The organism is Burkholderia sp. 8Y, from assembly GCF_902506145.1.
Lineage (GTDB): Bacteria > Pseudomonadota > Gammaproteobacteria > Burkholderiales > Burkholderiaceae > Caballeronia.
Genome location: NZ_LR733520.1, coordinates 2,349,493 through 2,365,681 on the forward strand (window position 1 = coordinate 2,349,493; position 16,189 = coordinate 2,365,681).

General features: G+C 66.4%; 15 protein-coding genes. All 15 read right to left on the reverse strand.

What is annotated here, in order from left to right; genetic code table 11:
* Window positions 1-5: 5 nt before the first annotated feature.
* Window positions 6-1,112, reverse strand: coding sequence for an aldose 1-epimerase (locus GV035_RS21570; protein ID WP_159836975.1), 1,107 nt, complete (start codon window positions 1,110-1,112; stop codon window positions 6-8).
* A gap of 86 nt (window positions 1,113-1,198) precedes the next feature.
* Complete coding sequence (locus tag GV035_RS21575; protein WP_159836976.1) at window positions 1,199-2,110, reverse strand: SMP-30/gluconolactonase/LRE family protein; 912 nt, start codon at window positions 2,108-2,110, stop codon at window positions 1,199-1,201.
* Window positions 2,101-2,889 carry an SDR family NAD(P)-dependent oxidoreductase gene (locus GV035_RS21580; protein ID WP_159836977.1) on the reverse strand — a complete coding sequence of 263 codons (789 nt, stop codon included), beginning with the start codon at window positions 2,887-2,889 and terminating at the stop codon, window positions 2,101-2,103. Before GV035_RS21580 ends, GV035_RS21575 begins: the two co-directional genes overlap by 10 nt.
* 16 nt (window positions 2,890-2,905) lie before the next feature.
* Complete coding sequence (gene araH / locus GV035_RS21585) at window positions 2,906-3,922, reverse strand: L-arabinose ABC transporter permease AraH (RefSeq protein ID WP_159836978.1); 1,017 nt, start codon at window positions 3,920-3,922, stop codon at window positions 2,906-2,908.
* 28 nt (window positions 3,923-3,950) lie between these two features.
* Window positions 3,951-5,465 (reverse strand): L-arabinose ABC transporter ATP-binding protein AraG, encoded by a 1,515-nt coding sequence (gene araG, locus GV035_RS21590; protein ID WP_159836979.1) that lies wholly within the window; start codon window positions 5,463-5,465, stop codon window positions 3,951-3,953.
* Between the two features lie 57 nt (window positions 5,466-5,522).
* Entirely contained in the window at window positions 5,523-6,530 is a 1,008-nt protein-coding gene (locus tag GV035_RS21595) for an arabinose ABC transporter substrate-binding protein (protein ID WP_159836980.1), read from the reverse strand.
* A 139-nt stretch (window positions 6,531-6,669) separates the two neighbouring features.
* Window positions 6,670-7,449, reverse strand: coding sequence for an SDR family oxidoreductase (locus tag GV035_RS21600; protein WP_159836981.1), 780 nt, complete (start codon window positions 7,447-7,449; stop codon window positions 6,670-6,672).
* Window positions 7,446-8,123: a 2-dehydro-3-deoxy-6-phosphogalactonate aldolase gene (locus tag GV035_RS21605; RefSeq protein WP_159836982.1), complete on the reverse strand. Its 678-nt coding sequence runs from the start codon at window positions 8,121-8,123 to the stop codon at window positions 7,446-7,448. The genes GV035_RS21600 and GV035_RS21605 overlap by 4 nt, the downstream gene beginning before the upstream one ends.
* A 39-nt stretch (window positions 8,124-8,162) precedes the next feature.
* Window positions 8,163-9,128, reverse strand: a complete 966-nt coding sequence (locus tag GV035_RS21610) for a 2-dehydro-3-deoxygalactonokinase (RefSeq protein ID WP_159836983.1) — start codon at window positions 9,126-9,128, stop codon at window positions 8,163-8,165.
* Window positions 9,125-10,039: an IclR family transcriptional regulator gene (locus GV035_RS21615; RefSeq protein WP_159836984.1), complete on the reverse strand. Its 915-nt coding sequence runs from the start codon at window positions 10,037-10,039 to the stop codon at window positions 9,125-9,127. Before GV035_RS21615 ends, GV035_RS21610 begins: the two co-directional genes overlap by 4 nt.
* A 345-nt stretch (window positions 10,040-10,384) precedes the next feature.
* Window positions 10,385-11,146: a monofunctional biosynthetic peptidoglycan transglycosylase gene (mtgA, locus tag GV035_RS21620; protein ID WP_159836985.1), complete on the reverse strand. Its 762-nt coding sequence runs from the start codon at window positions 11,144-11,146 to the stop codon at window positions 10,385-10,387.
* Window positions 11,146-12,003 (reverse strand): shikimate dehydrogenase, encoded by an 858-nt coding sequence (gene aroE, locus GV035_RS21625; RefSeq protein ID WP_159836986.1) that lies wholly within the window; start codon window positions 12,001-12,003, stop codon window positions 11,146-11,148. Before aroE ends, mtgA begins: the two co-directional genes overlap by 1 nt.
* Window positions 12,000-14,063 carry a ribonuclease catalytic domain-containing protein gene (locus GV035_RS21630; RefSeq protein ID WP_159836987.1) on the reverse strand — a complete coding sequence of 688 codons (2,064 nt, stop codon included), beginning with the start codon at window positions 14,061-14,063 and terminating at the stop codon, window positions 12,000-12,002. The genes aroE and GV035_RS21630 overlap by 4 nt, the downstream gene beginning before the upstream one ends.
* Before the next feature lie 59 nt (window positions 14,064-14,122).
* Entirely contained in the window at window positions 14,123-14,722 is a 600-nt protein-coding gene (locus GV035_RS21635; protein ID WP_159836988.1) for a YqiA/YcfP family alpha/beta fold hydrolase, read from the reverse strand.
* Window positions 14,719-16,134, reverse strand: coding sequence for a UDP-N-acetylmuramate:L-alanyl-gamma-D-glutamyl-meso-diaminopimelate ligase (gene mpl / locus GV035_RS21640; protein ID WP_159836989.1), 1,416 nt, complete (start codon window positions 16,132-16,134; stop codon window positions 14,719-14,721). Before mpl ends, GV035_RS21635 begins: the two co-directional genes overlap by 4 nt.
* Window positions 16,135-16,189 lie beyond the last annotated feature (55 nt).

Genomic DNA, 16,189 nt, shown 5'->3' on the forward strand with positions numbered 1-16,189 from the left:
CGATTTCAGCGCGCGAGCGCCGCGCGTGAACGCGCCTTCGATCCCGCACGCGTGCGCGGCCGGGCGCGGCGCGCGGCCTCGCCCGTGCGCTCGACGGTGAAGCGAAATTTGCGCGAGAGCCGCTCGCCGGGCGCGAGCACGGTCATGCCGTTCGCCTCGCCGCCGCCCGGCAGGTTCACCGCGTTGATCGGATGATCGACCGGCTCGAAGCAGAAGAAGTCTTCGCCCGGCGGCGCGTAGAGCACGTAGTAGTCGGTGTCGGCGGCAATGGTCAGCGAAAGACGGCGCTTCGGCCACAGCACGCTCGTGCGTCCGCTCCAGCCGGTGAACGCGTTGTTCACCATCTCCGACGGCATCGGATACGCGACGCCGAATTGCCACGCAGGCGGCGCGGGCACATGGCGCACGGGAAGCCAGTCGTCGCCGCAAAGCCACAGGCCGCCCGCCGCCGCCGAAAGCTCGGTGTCGGCTTCACGCATCAGAAACGGATGCAGGCCGAGGCCAAAAGGCAACGCCTCGCTGCCGGTGTTCTGCACGTCGAGCGTGACGACGAGCGTCGCTTCTTCGAGCGCATAGGTCTGCGTCGCGCGAAACGAGTACGGCTTGCCGTCGCTGCGCTCGAACGCGAGACGCACGCGCGTCGCGTCTTCTTCCTCCACGGTCCACGCGCCGAGCCAGCCGTCGCCGTGCAGCGGCAGCGGCTCGCCGGGGCGATTGCAAGGCACGTCGATCGCGCGTCCCGAGAATCGAAAATGCCCGTTGCCGATGCGGTTCGAATACGGCAGCAGCGGATAGCACGCAAGCTGGTCCGGATCGGTGTCCGGGCCGGGCTCGGCGCACGGCCGGAAAATCGGCACGAGCGCGCCTTCGTGACGCCAGTCGAAGCGCGTGATGCCGCCGCCGAGCGCCGGCGCGACGTCGAGCCGCAGATGCGCGTTCGCCAGCGTGATGCAGCCTTCGACAGCCGCGCCGCCGATCGCCACGACCGCCGTGCTCGGTCCCGGCCGGATCGGCGGTTCGGCGGCGGCGGCGAGCCGCGAGCGGCGCGCATTCGCTTGCGCCGTGGCCGCCGATGGCGGTTTCACCCTTCGCTCGTTGCGCGCAACCGTCATGACTCGTGCTCCATCGAGAGGCGAAGAACCCGGCGCGGCCGGGACGTGAGCGGGCGGCGCGTCGGATCGCGCGCCGCCTCGGTTTCTCATGCGCGCGGCTTGCCCGCGAAAACCGGCTCGGCGATGCCGCGCACGCCAGGCTGCGCGGTGAAGATGCCGCCCGCGTGGGCGTCGGTCTTTAGCGCGTCGTCGCTCAAGCCGATGCGCGCCGTCGTCACGAAAAGCGTATCGAGCGACGCCCCGCCGAACGCGGCGCAGCTCGGCTGCGCGCTCGGCACGTCGATGCGAGCGGTCTCGCGGCCGTCCGGCGCATAGCGCACGACGCGCCGGCCGCCCCATTGCGCGTTCCACAGGCCGCCTTCGGCATCGACGGTCGAGCCATCGGGCGCGCCGGTCTCGTCCGTCAGTTCGACGAACACGCGGTCGTTCGCGAGGCTCGGGTAATCGCAGACGCGGATATGGCGCGTCGGCGTATCGCAGTAATACAGCTTCGTGCCGTCGGGACTGAACGCGGTGCTGTTGTTGATCGCGCAATGTCCGAGCGGCAGGCGTTCCAGCGACAAATCCGCATTCAGCCGATAGTAACCGCCGAGCGGCTGCGCGTCGTCCACGTCGTGCTTCGTGCCGAACACGAAGCGCCCTTCGCGGTCGCAGCGCCCGTCGTTCAGACGCGTCGGCAGGCCGGCTTCGACTTCCGTGATGGTTTCGATCTTGCCCGTCGAGAACCGGAAGAACGCCAGCCGCGACGCCAGCCCGAGCAGCACGACGTCGGGATCGGCGCACAGCGCGAAGCACGCGAGGCGCTCCGGCATGTCGAACGCTTCGGTCGATCCGTCGCGCGGGTCGTAGCGCAGGAATCGCTTGCCTTCGATGTCGGTCCAGTAGAACCGCCCGCTCGCGGCGCACCACGTCGCGCCTTCGCCGAGCGCGCACCGGCTGTCGATCAGAAGGCGTGCCTCGCTCCCGCCGCTCCTGCCGCTTTCATTCATCAGACCCATCCTCCGTCGATAATGAGCTCTTGCGCCGTCATCATGCGGCTATCGTCCGAAGCGAGAAAGAGCGCGGCGCGCGCCAGATGCTCGGGCAGCACTTCCGCGTCGATGCACTGACCCTGCTTGAGCGCGAGCTTGCCCGCCTCGTCGAGCCACAGGCGCTTCTGCTTCTCGGTCATCACCCAGCCGGGCACCAGCGAATTCACGCGGATGCCGAACTTGCCGAGGTCGCGCGCAAGCCCGCGCGTCAAGCCCTGCACCGCCGATTTCGCCGTCACGTACACCGGCAGATTCGGGTTTTTCAGCATCCAGCTAACGGAGCCAAGATTGACGATCGCGCCGCCGCCGAGCTGCTTCATGTCGTCGATGACCGCCTGCGCCGCGAAGAACTGGTGCCGGATATTCACCGCAATGCCCGCATCGAACGATTCGGGCGTCACTTCCTCGATGGTATGGCGCTTGTCGTTGGCCGCATTGTTCACGAGCACGCCAATCGGCCCGAGCGCGCCGCGCACGTCGGCGATGCCTTGGCGCAGCGCGTCGATGTCCGTGAGATCCACGCGCAGGAACATCGGCCGCGTGCGGTCTGCGGGCAGGTCCGCGCCGAGCCGGTCGGCCAGCGCCTCGCCCGCTTCGGTGTCGATATCGAAGAACGCGACTTTCGCGCCCTGATCGAAGAAATGCTCGACGAACGCCGCGCCGATGCCGGTCGCGCCGCCCGTGATGAGCACGGTCTTGCCCGCGAGGCTCGGGTAGCGCGCGAGGGTGTTGTCGATGGATGCCATATATTTCGCCGTCCTTTCAGTCGCGCGATCCGCGATTCTTCAACTGGTCCAGCAACACGGCCGCGAGCAGGATCGCGCCGCGCACGAGGTACTGATAGAACGCGTCGATGTTCATCAGGTTCATCACGTTCTCGACCGTGCCCATGATGAGCACGCCGATCACCACGCCGGAAATCGTCGCGCGGCCGCCGAGCAGCGAGACGCCGCCGAGCACGCACGCCGAAATCACGTTCAGCTCGAAGCCTTCCGCCGCGTTCGGCTGTCCCGACGTGATACGCGATGCAAGGATAACGCCTGCCAGCGCCGTCACCGCGCCCTGCACGAGGAAAATCCACACGCGCGTGCGTTCGACGTTGATGCCCGCGAGCCGCGACGCTTCCGGATTGCCGCCGATCGCGAGCGTGTTGCGTCCATACACCGTCTGGTTCAGCAAGACGCCGAACACGATGAAACACGCGAGCGTCACCCAGATCGGCAGCGAAATGCCGAGCATCGTCAGGCTGCCCATTTCGATGAACGTATCCGACGACACGCCCACCGCCTGTCCGTGCGACACGATGAAGCCGAGCCCGCGCACGATTTCCATGGTCGCGAGCGTGGTGATCAGCGCATTGATGCGCAGATACGCGATCACCGCGCCGTTCACGAAGCCGATCACCGAACCCGCCGCCACCGCGGCGATGATCGCGATGAACGTGTTGTTGGTCGCGTTGAGCACCATCGCGCAGAGCACGCCCGCGAACGCGATGGTCGAACCCACCGACAAGTCGAAGTCGCGCGAGGCGAGGCAGAACATCATCGTGCAGGCGACCATGCCGATCTGCGAGATCGACAGCGCGAGGCCGAGCATGTTCTCGATGGAGAAGAAGTGATCGACGGTCAGCGACATCGTGACGAACATCACGATGAAAATCACGATCAGGCTGTACTCCGTGATCTGCTGCCACCACTTCTGCTTGTCGTTCTTCTGGGGAATCAGCGCGTTCGCGACCGTCTCACTCGCCTGTCCCACGATGTTTTCTCTGGCTTCCATGATTTCTTCCCTTAGTCCCCTTTGTCTTTCAGGCGGCCTCTGCGACCGTCTCGGATTGCGGCAGCGCGAGACTCAGCACCGATTGTTCGTTCGCCTGTCCGCGCGGCAATTCGCCCGCGACGCGCCCCTGCCGCATCACGACGATGCGATCGGACACGCCCAGCACTTCGGGCAGCTCCGACGAAATCATCACGATCGCGCAGCCGCGCTCCGCCAGTTGATAGATCACGTTGTAGATTTCGTGCTTTGCGCCGACGTCGATGCCGCGCGTCGGTTCGTCGAGAATCACCACTTTGAGATCCGGCTCCGCGAGCCAGCGCGAGAGAATCGCCTTCTGCTGATTGCCGCCCGACAGAAAGCGGATGCGCTGCCGGCGGCTCGGCGTCTTGATCTTCAGAAGCTGGATGAAGCGGTCCGCGGTCTCGGCTTCCTTCTTGCGATCGAGAAACAGCCCCGCGCGCAGATAGTGACGCCGGCACGAGATGTTGATGTTCTCCGCGACCGTCGCCATCGCGACAATGCCCTCTTCCTTGCGATCTTCGGGACACAGCACGATGCCGTGGCGAATCGCTTCGCCGGTGCTGCGAATCTTGATCGGCTGGCCGTCGAGCTGAATCGTGCCTTCCTTTTTCTTGTCCGCGCCGTAGACGAGGTGCATGAGTTCGCTGCGTCCCGCGCCGACGAGTCCGAAGAACCCGACGATCTCGCCGCGCCGCACCTCGAAGCTGACGGGCGCGGACAGCGCGTCGCCCTGCACGTTCTGCACCGCGAAGCGCACGTCGCCGAGCTTGCGCGGACGATAGTTATAGATGTCCGAGATCTCGCGCCCGACCATCTCCTGCACGAGCGTGTCGCGCGGCACTTCGGCCAGTCGCGTGTGCGACGCGATCTTGCGGCCGTCGCGGAAAATCGTGCAGGCGTCGCACAGTTCGTAAATCTCGTCCATGCGGTGCGAGATATAGATGAGCGCGCGCTTGTCCGCTTTGAGATCGCGCACGAGCTTGAACAGCACTTCGGTTTCGCGGTGGGAGAGCGACGACGTCGGTTCGTCCAGCGCGATCACGCGCGCATTGCGCAAGAGCGCCTTGCAGATTTCCACCATCTGCCGCTGCGCGATGGAGAGCTTGCGCAGTTTCGCGTTGGGATCGAGATCGACGCCCATCGCGGCAAGACGCTCGCGCACGTGCTGTTTCGCCGCGCGCTTGTCCACCCAGCCAAGCCGGTTCGGCAGCGCGCCGAGCAGCAGGTTTTCGGACACCGTCAGGTCCGGCACGTACTGCAATTCCTGGTGAATCACCGCGATGCCCGACGCAATCGAAGCCGCGGCGCTTCCGAAATGCACTTCTTTTTCGTCGATGAGCACGCGCCCCGAATCGGGCTGATACTCGCCGCCGAGAATCTTGAGCAAGGTCGATTTGCCCGCGCCGTTCTCGCCCATCAAACCGTGAACTTCGCCGGCATTGACGTCGAACGACACGCCGTCGAGCGCGCGCACGCCTGGGAACACCTTGCCGATATTGTCAAAACGCAGCGTCGCTGACACATCGCCTCCTTGTCTGCGCGGGCCGCGTCTCACGCGGCCCGCCGTGCTTCAATCGATTTAGTTCGACGCCAGGCCCATCTGCTGACGCACCGACGCGACGTTGTCACGCGTGGCGAGCATGCCCGTCGTGAGGGTGAGCGGCGGCGGCGCCTTGCCGTCCTTGATCCACGCGTACATCAGTTCGGACGTCTCTTCGCCGTGGCGCTTCGGGCTGATGATGACCGTGCCGTAAAAGCCCGTCGGGTTCGGCTTCTTGAACTCGTTCAGCGCCGAATCCGATCCGCCGATGCCGATGCCGATCATGTTGTCCGCCTTGAAGCCCCGGCCTTCCGCCGCGCGCACCGCGCCGAGCACGGCTTCGTCGTTCAGACCGTAGGCGACCCAGTGCTTGAACTGCGGGTTCTTCGTGAGCGCGATGTTCGCCGCGTTGAACGCGTTTTCCGTGTCGGTCTTCGCTTGCGGCGCGGCGATGATGTTCGCCTTCGGGAAACCGGCGGCGACGAGCGCATCGGTGGCGCCGCTCGTGCGATCGTGCGCGGTCGGCAATTGCTCGTAAGTCACGTCGATCGCGCCGACATCCTTCATGTCCCAGCCGCGCTTCTTGATCTCGGCGGCGATGCCGTCGCCCACCTGCTTGCCGATGTTGTAAGCCGAAATCCCCATGTGCGGCACCGACTCGATCGGCTTGCCCGAACCATCGACGAGGCGGTCATCGACCGTCATCATCTTCAGCTTGTCGGCCTTCGCCTTGGCGACGATGCCCGGCCCAAGCTTCACGTCCGGCGTGCAGATGATGAAGCCCTGCGCCTTCTGCGCGGCGAGGTTGTCGATGGCGCTCATCACCTTTTCGCCCGACGGCGCGCCGATCTTCACGAGCGTGAAGCCCTTCTCCTTCGCGGCGGTCTCGGCGAACTTCCATTCGTCCTGGAACCACGGCTCTTCCGGCTGCTTCACGAGAAAGCCGATCTTGATGTCGTCGGCGGCCTGCGCGACGGGCGCCGCGATCATCGTGGCGCTCGTGGCCGTGGCGGCTGCGATCAGCGTGAGGAACAGTCTGCGTTTCATCTTTTGTCTCCCGACTTTTTCCGTTGTCTCAAAATACCCGCGTGCGGGCGGTGGAAAGCGTGTGGCCGCGTGTCTTTCTGCGTGGATGCCGCACCGCGGCCAGTGCGTCATTTCTTCGATTCGTGCGTCGTCGGTCGCTTCAGTCGTGGTACAGCGCGGAACGCCCGCCATCCACGGTGATACAGCTTGCGTTGATGAACGGCGCTTCGTCCGATGCGAGAAACACCGCCGTCATCGCGACTTCCTGCGGCTGTCCGATGCGCTTCATCGGCTGGAGATCGAGCGTCGCCTTTCGCGCGGCGGCCGGGTCCGGCTGCGTGTTCCACCAGTCGAGCGTCAACTGCGTTTCGATGTAACCCGGCGCGATGGCATTCACGCGCACGTTGTTCGGCGCGTACTCGATGCCGAGCGCGCGCGTGAGCCCGATCACGCCGTGCTTGGCCACCGGATACGGAAAGCAGCCGGGAATGATCTTGAAGCTGTGCGTCGAGGCGATATTCACGATGCTGCCCCGGCCCCGTTCCACCATGCCGGGCAGCACCGCGCGGCAGCCGTTCCAGACGCCGTCGAGGTCGACGGCGAAGCAGCGCCGCCAGTCGTCGTCCGTCATGGTGAGCGGGTCGCAGAACACGTTGATGCCGGCGTTGTTTACGAGCACGTCGAGCGCGCCGAACTTCGCTTCGGTCTGCGCCACGGCGTCTTTCACCGATGCGCTTTGCGTCACGTCGGTGTGCACGGCGAACACGCGCCCAGACTGCGTTTCGTCGGCGATGCGCTGCGCCGTCTCGCGCGCCGTGTCGATATTCAGTTCCGCGAGCGCGACCGCCGCGCCTTCACGCGCGAACGCCAGCGCGATCGCCGCGCCAATGCCACGCCCGGCGCCCGTCACCATCGCGACCTTGCCGGCCAGCCGGTTCATCGCTTCTCACCTTTCGCGATGGCGAGCCCCTCGATGAACGCCTTCGCGTGCGATGCCGTCACGCTCACGCTTTGCCCCGGCTTGTAGAGCGCCGAGCCCAAGCCGAAGCCGTTCGCGCCCGCCGTCAGGAACGGCCCCATGTTGTCCGGCGCAATGCCGCCGACCGGCACGAGCGGCACCTCCTTCGCGATGACCGCGCGCCACGCCTTCACGACCGTCGGGCCGAACTGCTCGGCGGGGAACATTTTCAGCACGTCCGCGCCGTTCTTCAGCGCGAGAAAACCCTCGTTCGGCGTGGCGACGCCCGGCGCGCAGGCGAGCCCGTGCGCCTTCGCGGCGCGCACGAGATCGCCGTCGCTGTGCGGCATCACGACGAGTTCGCCGCCCGCGTCCTTCACGTTATCGACGTAGCTCGGATGCAGCACGGTTCCGGCCCCGACGATCGCGTCTTCCGGCAGCGCCTGCCGGATCGCCGCGATGCTGTCGAACGGCTGCGGCGAATTGAGCGGCACTTCGACGATGCGAAAGCCCGCTTCGTAGAGCGCGCGGCCATGCTCGGCGGCATCGGCGGGCGTGACGCCGCGCAGGATCGCGATCAGCGGACACTGGGCGAACGCCTTCGCGAGTCCGGCGTGCATCTCGTACGGCCCGGGCAGATTGATGTGAGGTTGCATCGTCGTGCTCCTTGCGTGTGCGGGTTCGTCTGTGCTGCGTCAGGCGGCGCTCGCGGGGGCGGTCACGAGCCCGGCTTGCGCGGCGATTCGGTAGAGACCGTGTTCGGTGGCGTGCGCGACCGTCTGCGCGTCGTGGCAGTCGAAGCGCGCGAGCGCGGCGCGATAGCGGTCGCAGAGCGCGTCGTTGCCGATCAGACGCAGCGTCCTGCCCGCGAGCGACGACGCGTTGCGCGCCAGCACTTCGTTCAGCCCGCGCAACTCATGGCCGATGAGCAATCCCGACAAATAATCCGGCTGCTGTTCGGGCGTGAGTTGCCCGGTGAGGCCGAGCGTGCGCGTGCTGAAAATGGTCGCGAGCACGCCGGGATGACCGGCATCGCGCGCGGTATCGACGCCGCGAAGGAACGCGGCGGCATCGGAGGCCGCGCCGTGCTGCATCGTGCGGCCGAGAATCGTGTGGTCGCGCAGCGCGCCGAACGTTTCGCCGGTCATGAACGTATAGAAACGCTCGATGCGCCCCTCGTCGACGAACACCCATTTCGCATGTGTGCCCGGCAGGCCGATCAGCGCGCCGCCCGGCGCGGCAAGCGACGCGTCCGCCGAGAGCGCGCCGACGATCTGCGTTTCCTCGCCGCGCATCACGTTGGGCAGCGTGCCGCGTTCGAGCACGCCCGGCACCACGCGCACGGTCACGCCGCGCGCCGCCGTCACCGTGGCGATGCCCGCGACGAGCGCGTCGGCGTCGGCGGGCGCATCGACATACGGCGCTTCGATCCAGCCCTGCGCGCTGCCGATCATGCCCGCCGCGATCACCGGCAAATGCGGATGCGCGTCGAGCCACGCGCCGCAGGTGTCTTCGAACGCCTCGTCGAAGCCGCCCGCAGGCAACTTCATGATGCCCGCCGACGAAGCGCGCGTGTCCAGCGCCGTGGCGTCGTCGCCGAGCAGATAGGCGCGCAGCGACGTGGTGCCCCAGTCGAGCGCGATGAGAGCGGGCGCGTTCATCGCTTGATCCGGCGATTGGCCTGCGGCGCGCGCCAGCCGAGTTCTTCGGAGATCGAGCGCGCTTCGCGCTGCACGACCGGAATCAGTTCTTCCATGCGCTCGTCCGGCATATACGGGATGGTGCTCGCAACCGAAAGCGCCGCGACGATCGCCCCCGACGCATCGCGCACGGGCGCGGCGACGCAGCGAATCGACGCCTCGTTTTCTTCGAGATCGAACGTGAAGCCGCCTTGCGAATAGCGCGTCATGCGCTGCAGAAAGGTATCGACGTCCGGGCGGTTCTCCGGCTTGAAGCTCGTGCGCGCGAGCGCGCGATGCGACGCGTCGAGCAGCTTCTTCCACGCGTTGCTTTCGAGGTCGAGCATCATCGCCTTGCCGATGCCCGTCGATGCGAGCGGCATGCGGTGCCCGACGCGCGAGCGCATTTCGAGCCCGCGCGTGCCGGGAATCTTGTCGATATAGAGCACGTCGTCGCCGTCGCGCACGCCTAGGTGAATTGTGTCGTGCGTATGCTGCGCGAGCGCCTGAAGATGCGGACGCGCCACCGCCGTGAGCGGCATCTGTTCGAGCGCGATGGTGCCGAGCTCGATCAGCTTCGGCCCGAGCAGATAGCCGCCCTGCACTTGCCGCAGATAGCGCGCCTGCACGAGCGAACTCACGAGCCGGTGCGTGGTGCTGCGCGTCGTGCCGAGCGCCGCGCTGAACGACCGCAGATCGCGTGCGCCGTTGGCGGCGGCTTCGAGAATCGCGAGGCCGCGCAGCAGCGTTTGCGTGCCGGCCTGCTGGGGCGTGATATCGACGAGCGCGCTCGGCAGCGCGATGGCGTCGGCGTCGCGGCGGCCGGTGTCCTTCGCGCGGGCGTCGTTGGCGGCGAGGCCGCTTTCCGAGTCGGCGTGCTGGAATTTGGTCATATCGATCGCTCCGCGATGCGCGTCATGCGCGGCGCGAAAGACGGCGCGGGCTTCGCGCGTGAGGCGGATGAATCGTGCGGCGCGACCCGCGAGCGCGGGCAGGCGATCGAGTGCATGACGTGTCTCCGTTTTGTTCTTGTCGCGCAAGCGTGGCCGCTGTGCGCCGTGCCTTCTGGCGGTATCGTCGAAAGCTTGGACGGATTGTAGTTCCGGCTATCTCAAATATTCAATATGTGACCGCACTGTTCACATAATGGGAGCCAAACTGACAGGCGAAAGCCGCATGAAAACAAAAAAGCCCTGACGGATCAGGGCTTTATAAAGTTTAGCGACGCCAACTAAATTTTATTCCGGCAACTCGGCGGCGCCCATTCGACGTGCGATGACGCGGGCTCGCATGGTCAGATACGCCGAGTTGCGATGGTCGTCGAAGTACTTCGGGCGCGGCAGCATGACGGCGAGGCGCGCGCTCTGTCCCGCCGTCAGTTTGGCCGCCGACGTCTTGTAGTAATAATGCGCGGCGGCTTCCGCGCCATACACGCCGTTGCCCCATTCGACCGAATTCAGATAGACCTCGAAGATGCGCTCCTTGGTCCACCAGAATTCGAGCATCCAGGTAATCACCAGCTCCTGCGCCTTGCGCACATAGCTCTTTTCGCGCGACAAAAACAGATTGCGCGCGAGTTGCTGCGAGATGGTCGAGCCGCCCGCGACGATCTTCCCGCGCGACTTGTTCTTCTCCCATGCCTGCAGAATGGCGTCGGTTTCGTAGCCGTTGTTATTGACGAAGTTCGCATCCTCGGACGCGATGATCGCGCGCTTCAGATTGCGCGAAATCTGGTCGTACGGCACCCACGTGCGTTGCAGCGCGATGCCCGGATGCGTCTTCGCGAGCGTCCACGCATCGGCGCGCATGAACGCGGTGGAACCGGGGTTCGTCACGGTCCATGCGCCGATCTGGAGGAAAAAGTAGAGCTGCGTCGCGAGAACCGCGATGAAGAACACGTAAACGCCGTAAGCGATCCATCGCGCGGGGCCGAGCCGCGCGGCGCGGCGCGCGGGGCGATCGCCCGGTGACGTGCGGCTGCGGCCAGGCGCAGTCGTCATCAGGCTTTTGCCGCCAGCGACTGGCGCAATTCGCGCAGCACCGCGCCGCCGTCCGGGCGCATGCCGCGCCAGATAAAGAACGATTCGGCGGCCTGTTCGACCAGCATGCCGAGGCCATCCGCCGCGCGCGCGCCGAGACGCTCCGCGTGCTGCATGAAGACCGTGGGCTTCGGGCCGTACATCATGTCGTAGGCGAGCGTGCCCGCGCCGAAAGCGGCGTCGTCGCATTCGGGCAGCGCGGCGTCGAGGCTGCCGGCCGTCGCGTTCACGATCACGTCGTAGCGCGTCTTTTCGATGCTGTCCGCGCCGCCGCCCGACAGACGCACCTTCGCCTCCTGCGCGGCCTGCGCGAACTGGCTGACGAGCTGCTGCGCCTTCACCGCCGTGCGATTGACGATGACGAGGGACGCCGGCTGCCGGTCGAAGATCGGCAAGACGACGCCGCGCGCCGCGCCGCCCGCGCCGAGCAGCAGCACACGCGCGCCTTCGAGACTCACGCCGAGATTCGCTTCGATGTCGCGCACGAGGCCGACGCCGTCGGTGTTGTCGCCGCGCACGCCGTCCGCGTCGAACGACAGCGTGTTGACCGCGCCCGCCGCCGCTGCGCGCGGCGACAGGGAATCGGCGAACGCGTGGGCGTCGAGCTTGAACGGCACCGTCACGTTCATGCCGCGTCCGCCCGACGCGATGAACGCTTTCACTGCCTGTTCGAAGCCGCCGAGCGGCCCGAGGATGCGCCCGTATTGGACGGCTTCGCCGGTCTGCTCGGCGAAGCGCGCGTGAATCCACGGCGACTTGCTGTGCTCGACCGGATTGCCGATCACCGCGTACCGGTCGCGCGGTTCAAGCGCGCTCATGCGTTCGGCTCCTGCGGCTCTGGCGCGGGCTGCGCGGGAACGTCCGCCGATGCCTCCGCCGATGCCTCCGCCTGCGCTTCGGCTTCGCTTTCGGCGCTGAGGTCGTCGGCTTCGATGATTTCCTCTTCGCTCTCTTCCTCTTCGACCGGCGCGGCAGCGGACGGCGCGTCGATCACGTGCAGCAGACGGCACGACGCCTCGACGGTCAGCTCATCGATGGATACGACTTCCAGCATCACCCGCGTGCCGCGCGCGTGGACGCCCAAGCCGGGCACATGCAGGATCAGCGGAATTTCTTCGAATCGAACGAGATCGTCCTTCACCACCGACGCCGGGACGTGCCGCCGGTTCTCCTGCTTCAGCCAGCGCAGGCACCAGAAATACTCCATGCGGCGCTGGTGATCGGCGTAGGCCGTGTACGTATCGTCGAAACCTTGCACCACGGCGAAAAGGTCCGCGTCCTTCGGCTTGAACGGCGCGGCGAGTTTCGCGGTCACGCCGTGCTGCACGCACGCGAGCAGTTGCCACTGATTCACCAGATCGACGTAGCGGCGCAGCGGCGACGTGCTCCACGCATATTGCGCGACACCGAGCCCTTCGTGCGGCGCGGGCGTCGTCTGCATGCGCGTGCGCTTGGGGCCGGGACCGCCGAAGCCGCGCTGCGAACGGTAGATGCCCGGCACGCCGTGATCGTCGAGAAACGCGCCCCACGACGAATTCGCGAGAATCGCGAGTTCGGCCACGATCAAGTCGAGCGGCGATCCGCGCCGGCGCGGCGTGATGGTGATGTGCTCGCCTTCGACGTAGAAATTGAAGTCGTTGTTGCGCTGCACTTCGCGCTTGAGGCCGTAGGTCGCGCGCGCCTGCTGCCGCTTCTCGAAGAGCGCCAGAGCGAGCGGCCACAGCACGGCGATGTCTTCCTTGTGCGGATATTCGCCCGTGCCGGCAGCGAGGCTTTCCTCGGTCACGTGCTCGTCGAGATGGTTGTGGCGCAGATTCGACTTGACGAACACGCGCTCGGCGCGCGTTTCGCTTGCGACGATCTCCTGCGTCTCGCGATTCACGATGATGTACAGCGACAGCGCCGGCCGCAACCCGCCCTCGGCGAGCGTGAACACGTCGACGACGTTATCCGGCAGCATCGTGATCTTGTCGCCGGGCATGTAGACCGTCGAAAGACGGCTGCGCGCGATCGAATCGATGGCGTCGCCCCGCGCGATGCCGAGCGCCGGCGCCGCGATATGCACGCCGATGCGCAAGCGGCCGTCGGCCAGATGCTGCACGGAGAACGCATCGTCGATTTCGGTGGTCGTCACGTCGTCGATGGAGAACGCTTCGCCGTCCGCTTCGGGCAAGTCGCCGGGCAACGGCGCGGGATGCACCGCCGGGAAGCCGACGCCGTGCGGGAAGTATTCGGCGAGAAAGCGCGCTTCATGCAACTGGCGCGCGGACGCAATGCCGCCGCATTCCAGCATGAGGCGCGCCTGCGAAATGCCGCGCGCCGCCGCCGCCGCTTCGAGCGCCTTGTATTCGATGGAATTCTTGTCCGGCTTCGTCAACAGGCCGATTGCCTTGTCCTTCAGCGCCTCGGGCAGCTTGCCCGCCTTCAGTTCTTCCTCGTAGCTCGCCTGCACGAGCGCCTGCTGCCGCTTGCGCTCGAGCGACGCCAGCGCCATTTGCAACTGCTCCTGCGGCGCGCGCTGATACTGCCCGCGCCCCTTGCGGCGGAAGTATACCGGCGCGCCGTGCATGCGCAGCACGAGCGCGGCGCGCTCGCTCGGACCGAACTTGTCGCCGAAATAATCCGCGCCGAGCGCGGCGAACGGAAACTCCTCCTCGGGCGCGCATTCCCACAGGAAATCGAGATCGATGTCCTGCGCGATGGCGTCGGCTTCCTGCATCAGATCGGCGGCGGCGGGCTTCTCGAATTCGATCAGCACGTCTTTCGCGCGCACTTTCGCGCGGCGTCCGCCCGGCAACTCGACCTGGAACGCGTCGCCTTGTTTCGACAAGACCGAGCCGGCCTTGAAACTACCCGATTCCTCGAAGAAAACGTTCACTCAATACTCTCGTAAGACGGTGGACCGGACGCGGCAAGCGCCGGTGGATGAATGAGGCGTCATGCCGCCGCGGGCGCGACGGCCGCGCGCGGCGACTGATCGCAAAAGGCGAGCACGTCGCCGAGATAGTTGGCGAAATCGCTGATGGCGTGGTCGCTGCCCTGAATCAGCGTCGTGCGTACGCCGGGGTAGCGCGCGAGCATCGTGCGGTAGTCGATCACTTCGTCGCCGGTCGCGGCAATCAGGAAGTACCGCTCGGGCCGCGTGATGGCATCGACGGTGAGCGCGCGCAGTTCGTCCAGATGGCGCGGCAGCACGGTGATGCTGCCGCCGCCGTGCCACAACGGCTGCTCGCCGAGGTACGCGCTCAGGTCCGATTGCGGCACCACGGCGGGATTGAGCAGGACCGCGCGCCAGCCGTGCTTCTCGGCAAGGTACGTCGCGTAGTAGCCGCCGAGCGAACTGCCGACGACGGTGACATCGTCCGATGCCGCCGTGCTCGCGATGGCTTCCGCGAGCGCGATGGCGTCGCGTGGCGATACGGGCAATACCGGGCACTGCCATTCGCTCAACCGGCCGAGTTCCGCGAGGCGCGCGCGCATCGCGCGGGCCTTGAACGATTGGGGGGATGAGCGAAAGCCGTGCAGGTAGAGGATCACGCGGGGCCTCGTGTCGTTGTGCCGGACGGACGCGCACAAAGCGCGTCGAGCAATTTCTGGTGCACGCCGCCGAAACCGCCATTGCTCATCACGAGCACGTGGTCGCCGGGGCGCGCGGCGGCGATGACCGCCTTCACGAGCGGTTCGATTTCGTCGAATGCCTGCGCCTTGTCGCCAAGCGGAGACAGCGCCTCCGCCAGATTCCAGCCGAGCTTGTCGCGGCCTTCGCGCGCGCCATAGCCGAACACGAGGTCCGCACCGGCGAGACTCGCGGGAAGTTGCGCCTTCATGGTGCCGAGCTTCATCGTGTTCGAGCGCGGTTCGAGCACGGCGAGGATGCGCGCGTGACCCGAATCGCCGATGCGCGTGCGCAGCCCCGCCACCGTGGTTTCGATGGCGGTCGGATGGTGCGCGAAGTCGTCGTAGACGGTGACGCCATCGACGCTGCCCTTTACTTCCATGCGCCGCTTGACGTTGCGAAAGCTCGACAGCGACTTCGCCGCCTGCGCCGCCGGCACGCCCACCGAGCGCGCCGCCGCGATGGCCGCGAGCGCGTTCATGCGATTGTGCTCGCCCTGTACCTGCCAGTCGACCACGCCCAGACGCTCGCCTTGCCAATAGACGGCGAACTGTTCGTCGACCGCCGCGCCGTCACGCGCGGGCAGCGCCTGCCAGCCGCCCTCGACGCCAAAACGCTCGACGCCCGACCAGCAGCCGCGCGTGAGCACGCGCTCGAGCGCCGCCTCGCGCCCGTTCGTGACGATGCGGCCCACGCCCGGCACCGTGCGCACGAGATGATGAAATTGCGTTTCGATCGCGGCAAGATCCGGGAAGATGTCGGCGTGATCGAATTCGAGATTGTTGAGCACTGCCGTGCGCGGGCGGTAGTGGACGAACTTCGACCGCTTGTCGAAAAACGCGGTGTCATATTCGTCCGCTTCGATCACGAAGAAGCTGGAGTCCGTCAGGCGCGCGGAAATGCCAAAATTGAGCGGCACGCCGCCGATCAGAAAGCCCGGATTCATGCCGGCGTCTTCCAGCAGCCACGCGAGCATGGAACTCGTCGTGGTCTTGCCGTGCGTGCCCGCGACCGCCAGCACCCACTTGCCCGCGAGCACGTGCTCGCCGAGCCATTGCGGACCGGACGTGTACGGCAGGCCGCGGTCCAAAATGGCTTCCATCAGCGGATTGCCGCGCGACACCACATTGCCGACGACGAAGAGATCCGGCGCAAGCTCGATCTGCTCGGCTCCAAAGCCCTCGATCAATTCGATGCCCTGCGCTTCGAGCTGGGTGCTCATCGGCGGATAGACGCCGGCGTCGCAGCCGGTGACTTGGTGTCCGGCCTCGCGCGCCAGGACGGCGAGACCGCCCATGAAGGTGCCGCAAATGCCGATGATGTGGATGTGCATAAAGCATGTCGCGCCGCGTGGGCGATGATTGCGGAGAACGGGAACGGCGCACCAC

Bases quoted from the DNA above. Each gene is read 5' to 3' on its own strand.
- GV035_RS21570 (WP_159836975.1), bottom strand. From the start codon at position 1,112: ATGACGGTTGCGCGCAACGAGCGAAGGGTGAAACCGCCATCGGCGGCC.
- GV035_RS21575 (WP_159836976.1), bottom strand. From the start codon at position 2,110: ATGGGTCTGATGAATGAAAGCGGCAGGAGCGGCGGGAGCGAGGCACGC.
- GV035_RS21580 (WP_159836977.1), bottom strand. From the start codon at position 2,889: ATGGCATCCATCGACAACACCCTCGCGCGCTACCCGAGCCTCGCGGGC.
- araH (WP_159836978.1), bottom strand. From the start codon at position 3,922: ATGGAAGCCAGAGAAAACATCGTGGGACAGGCGAGTGAGACGGTCGCG.
- GV035_RS21595 (WP_159836980.1), bottom strand. From the start codon at position 6,530: ATGAAACGCAGACTGTTCCTCACGCTGATCGCAGCCGCCACGGCCACG.
- GV035_RS21600 (WP_159836981.1), bottom strand. From the start codon at position 7,449: ATGAACCGGCTGGCCGGCAAGGTCGCGATGGTGACGGGCGCCGGGCGT.
- GV035_RS21605 (WP_159836982.1), bottom strand. From the start codon at position 8,123: ATGCAACCTCACATCAATCTGCCCGGGCCGTACGAGATGCACGCCGGA.
- GV035_RS21610 (WP_159836983.1), bottom strand. From the start codon at position 9,128: ATGAACGCGCCCGCTCTCATCGCGCTCGACTGGGGCACCACGTCGCTG.
- GV035_RS21615 (WP_159836984.1), bottom strand. From the start codon at position 10,039: ATGACCAAATTCCAGCACGCCGACTCGGAAAGCGGCCTCGCCGCCAAC.
- mtgA (WP_159836985.1), bottom strand. From the start codon at position 11,146: ATGACGACTGCGCCTGGCCGCAGCCGCACGTCACCGGGCGATCGCCCC.
- aroE (WP_159836986.1), bottom strand. From the start codon at position 12,003: ATGAGCGCGCTTGAACCGCGCGACCGGTACGCGGTGATCGGCAATCCG.
- mpl (WP_159836989.1), bottom strand. From the start codon at position 16,134: ATGCACATCCACATCATCGGCATTTGCGGCACCTTCATGGGCGGTCTC.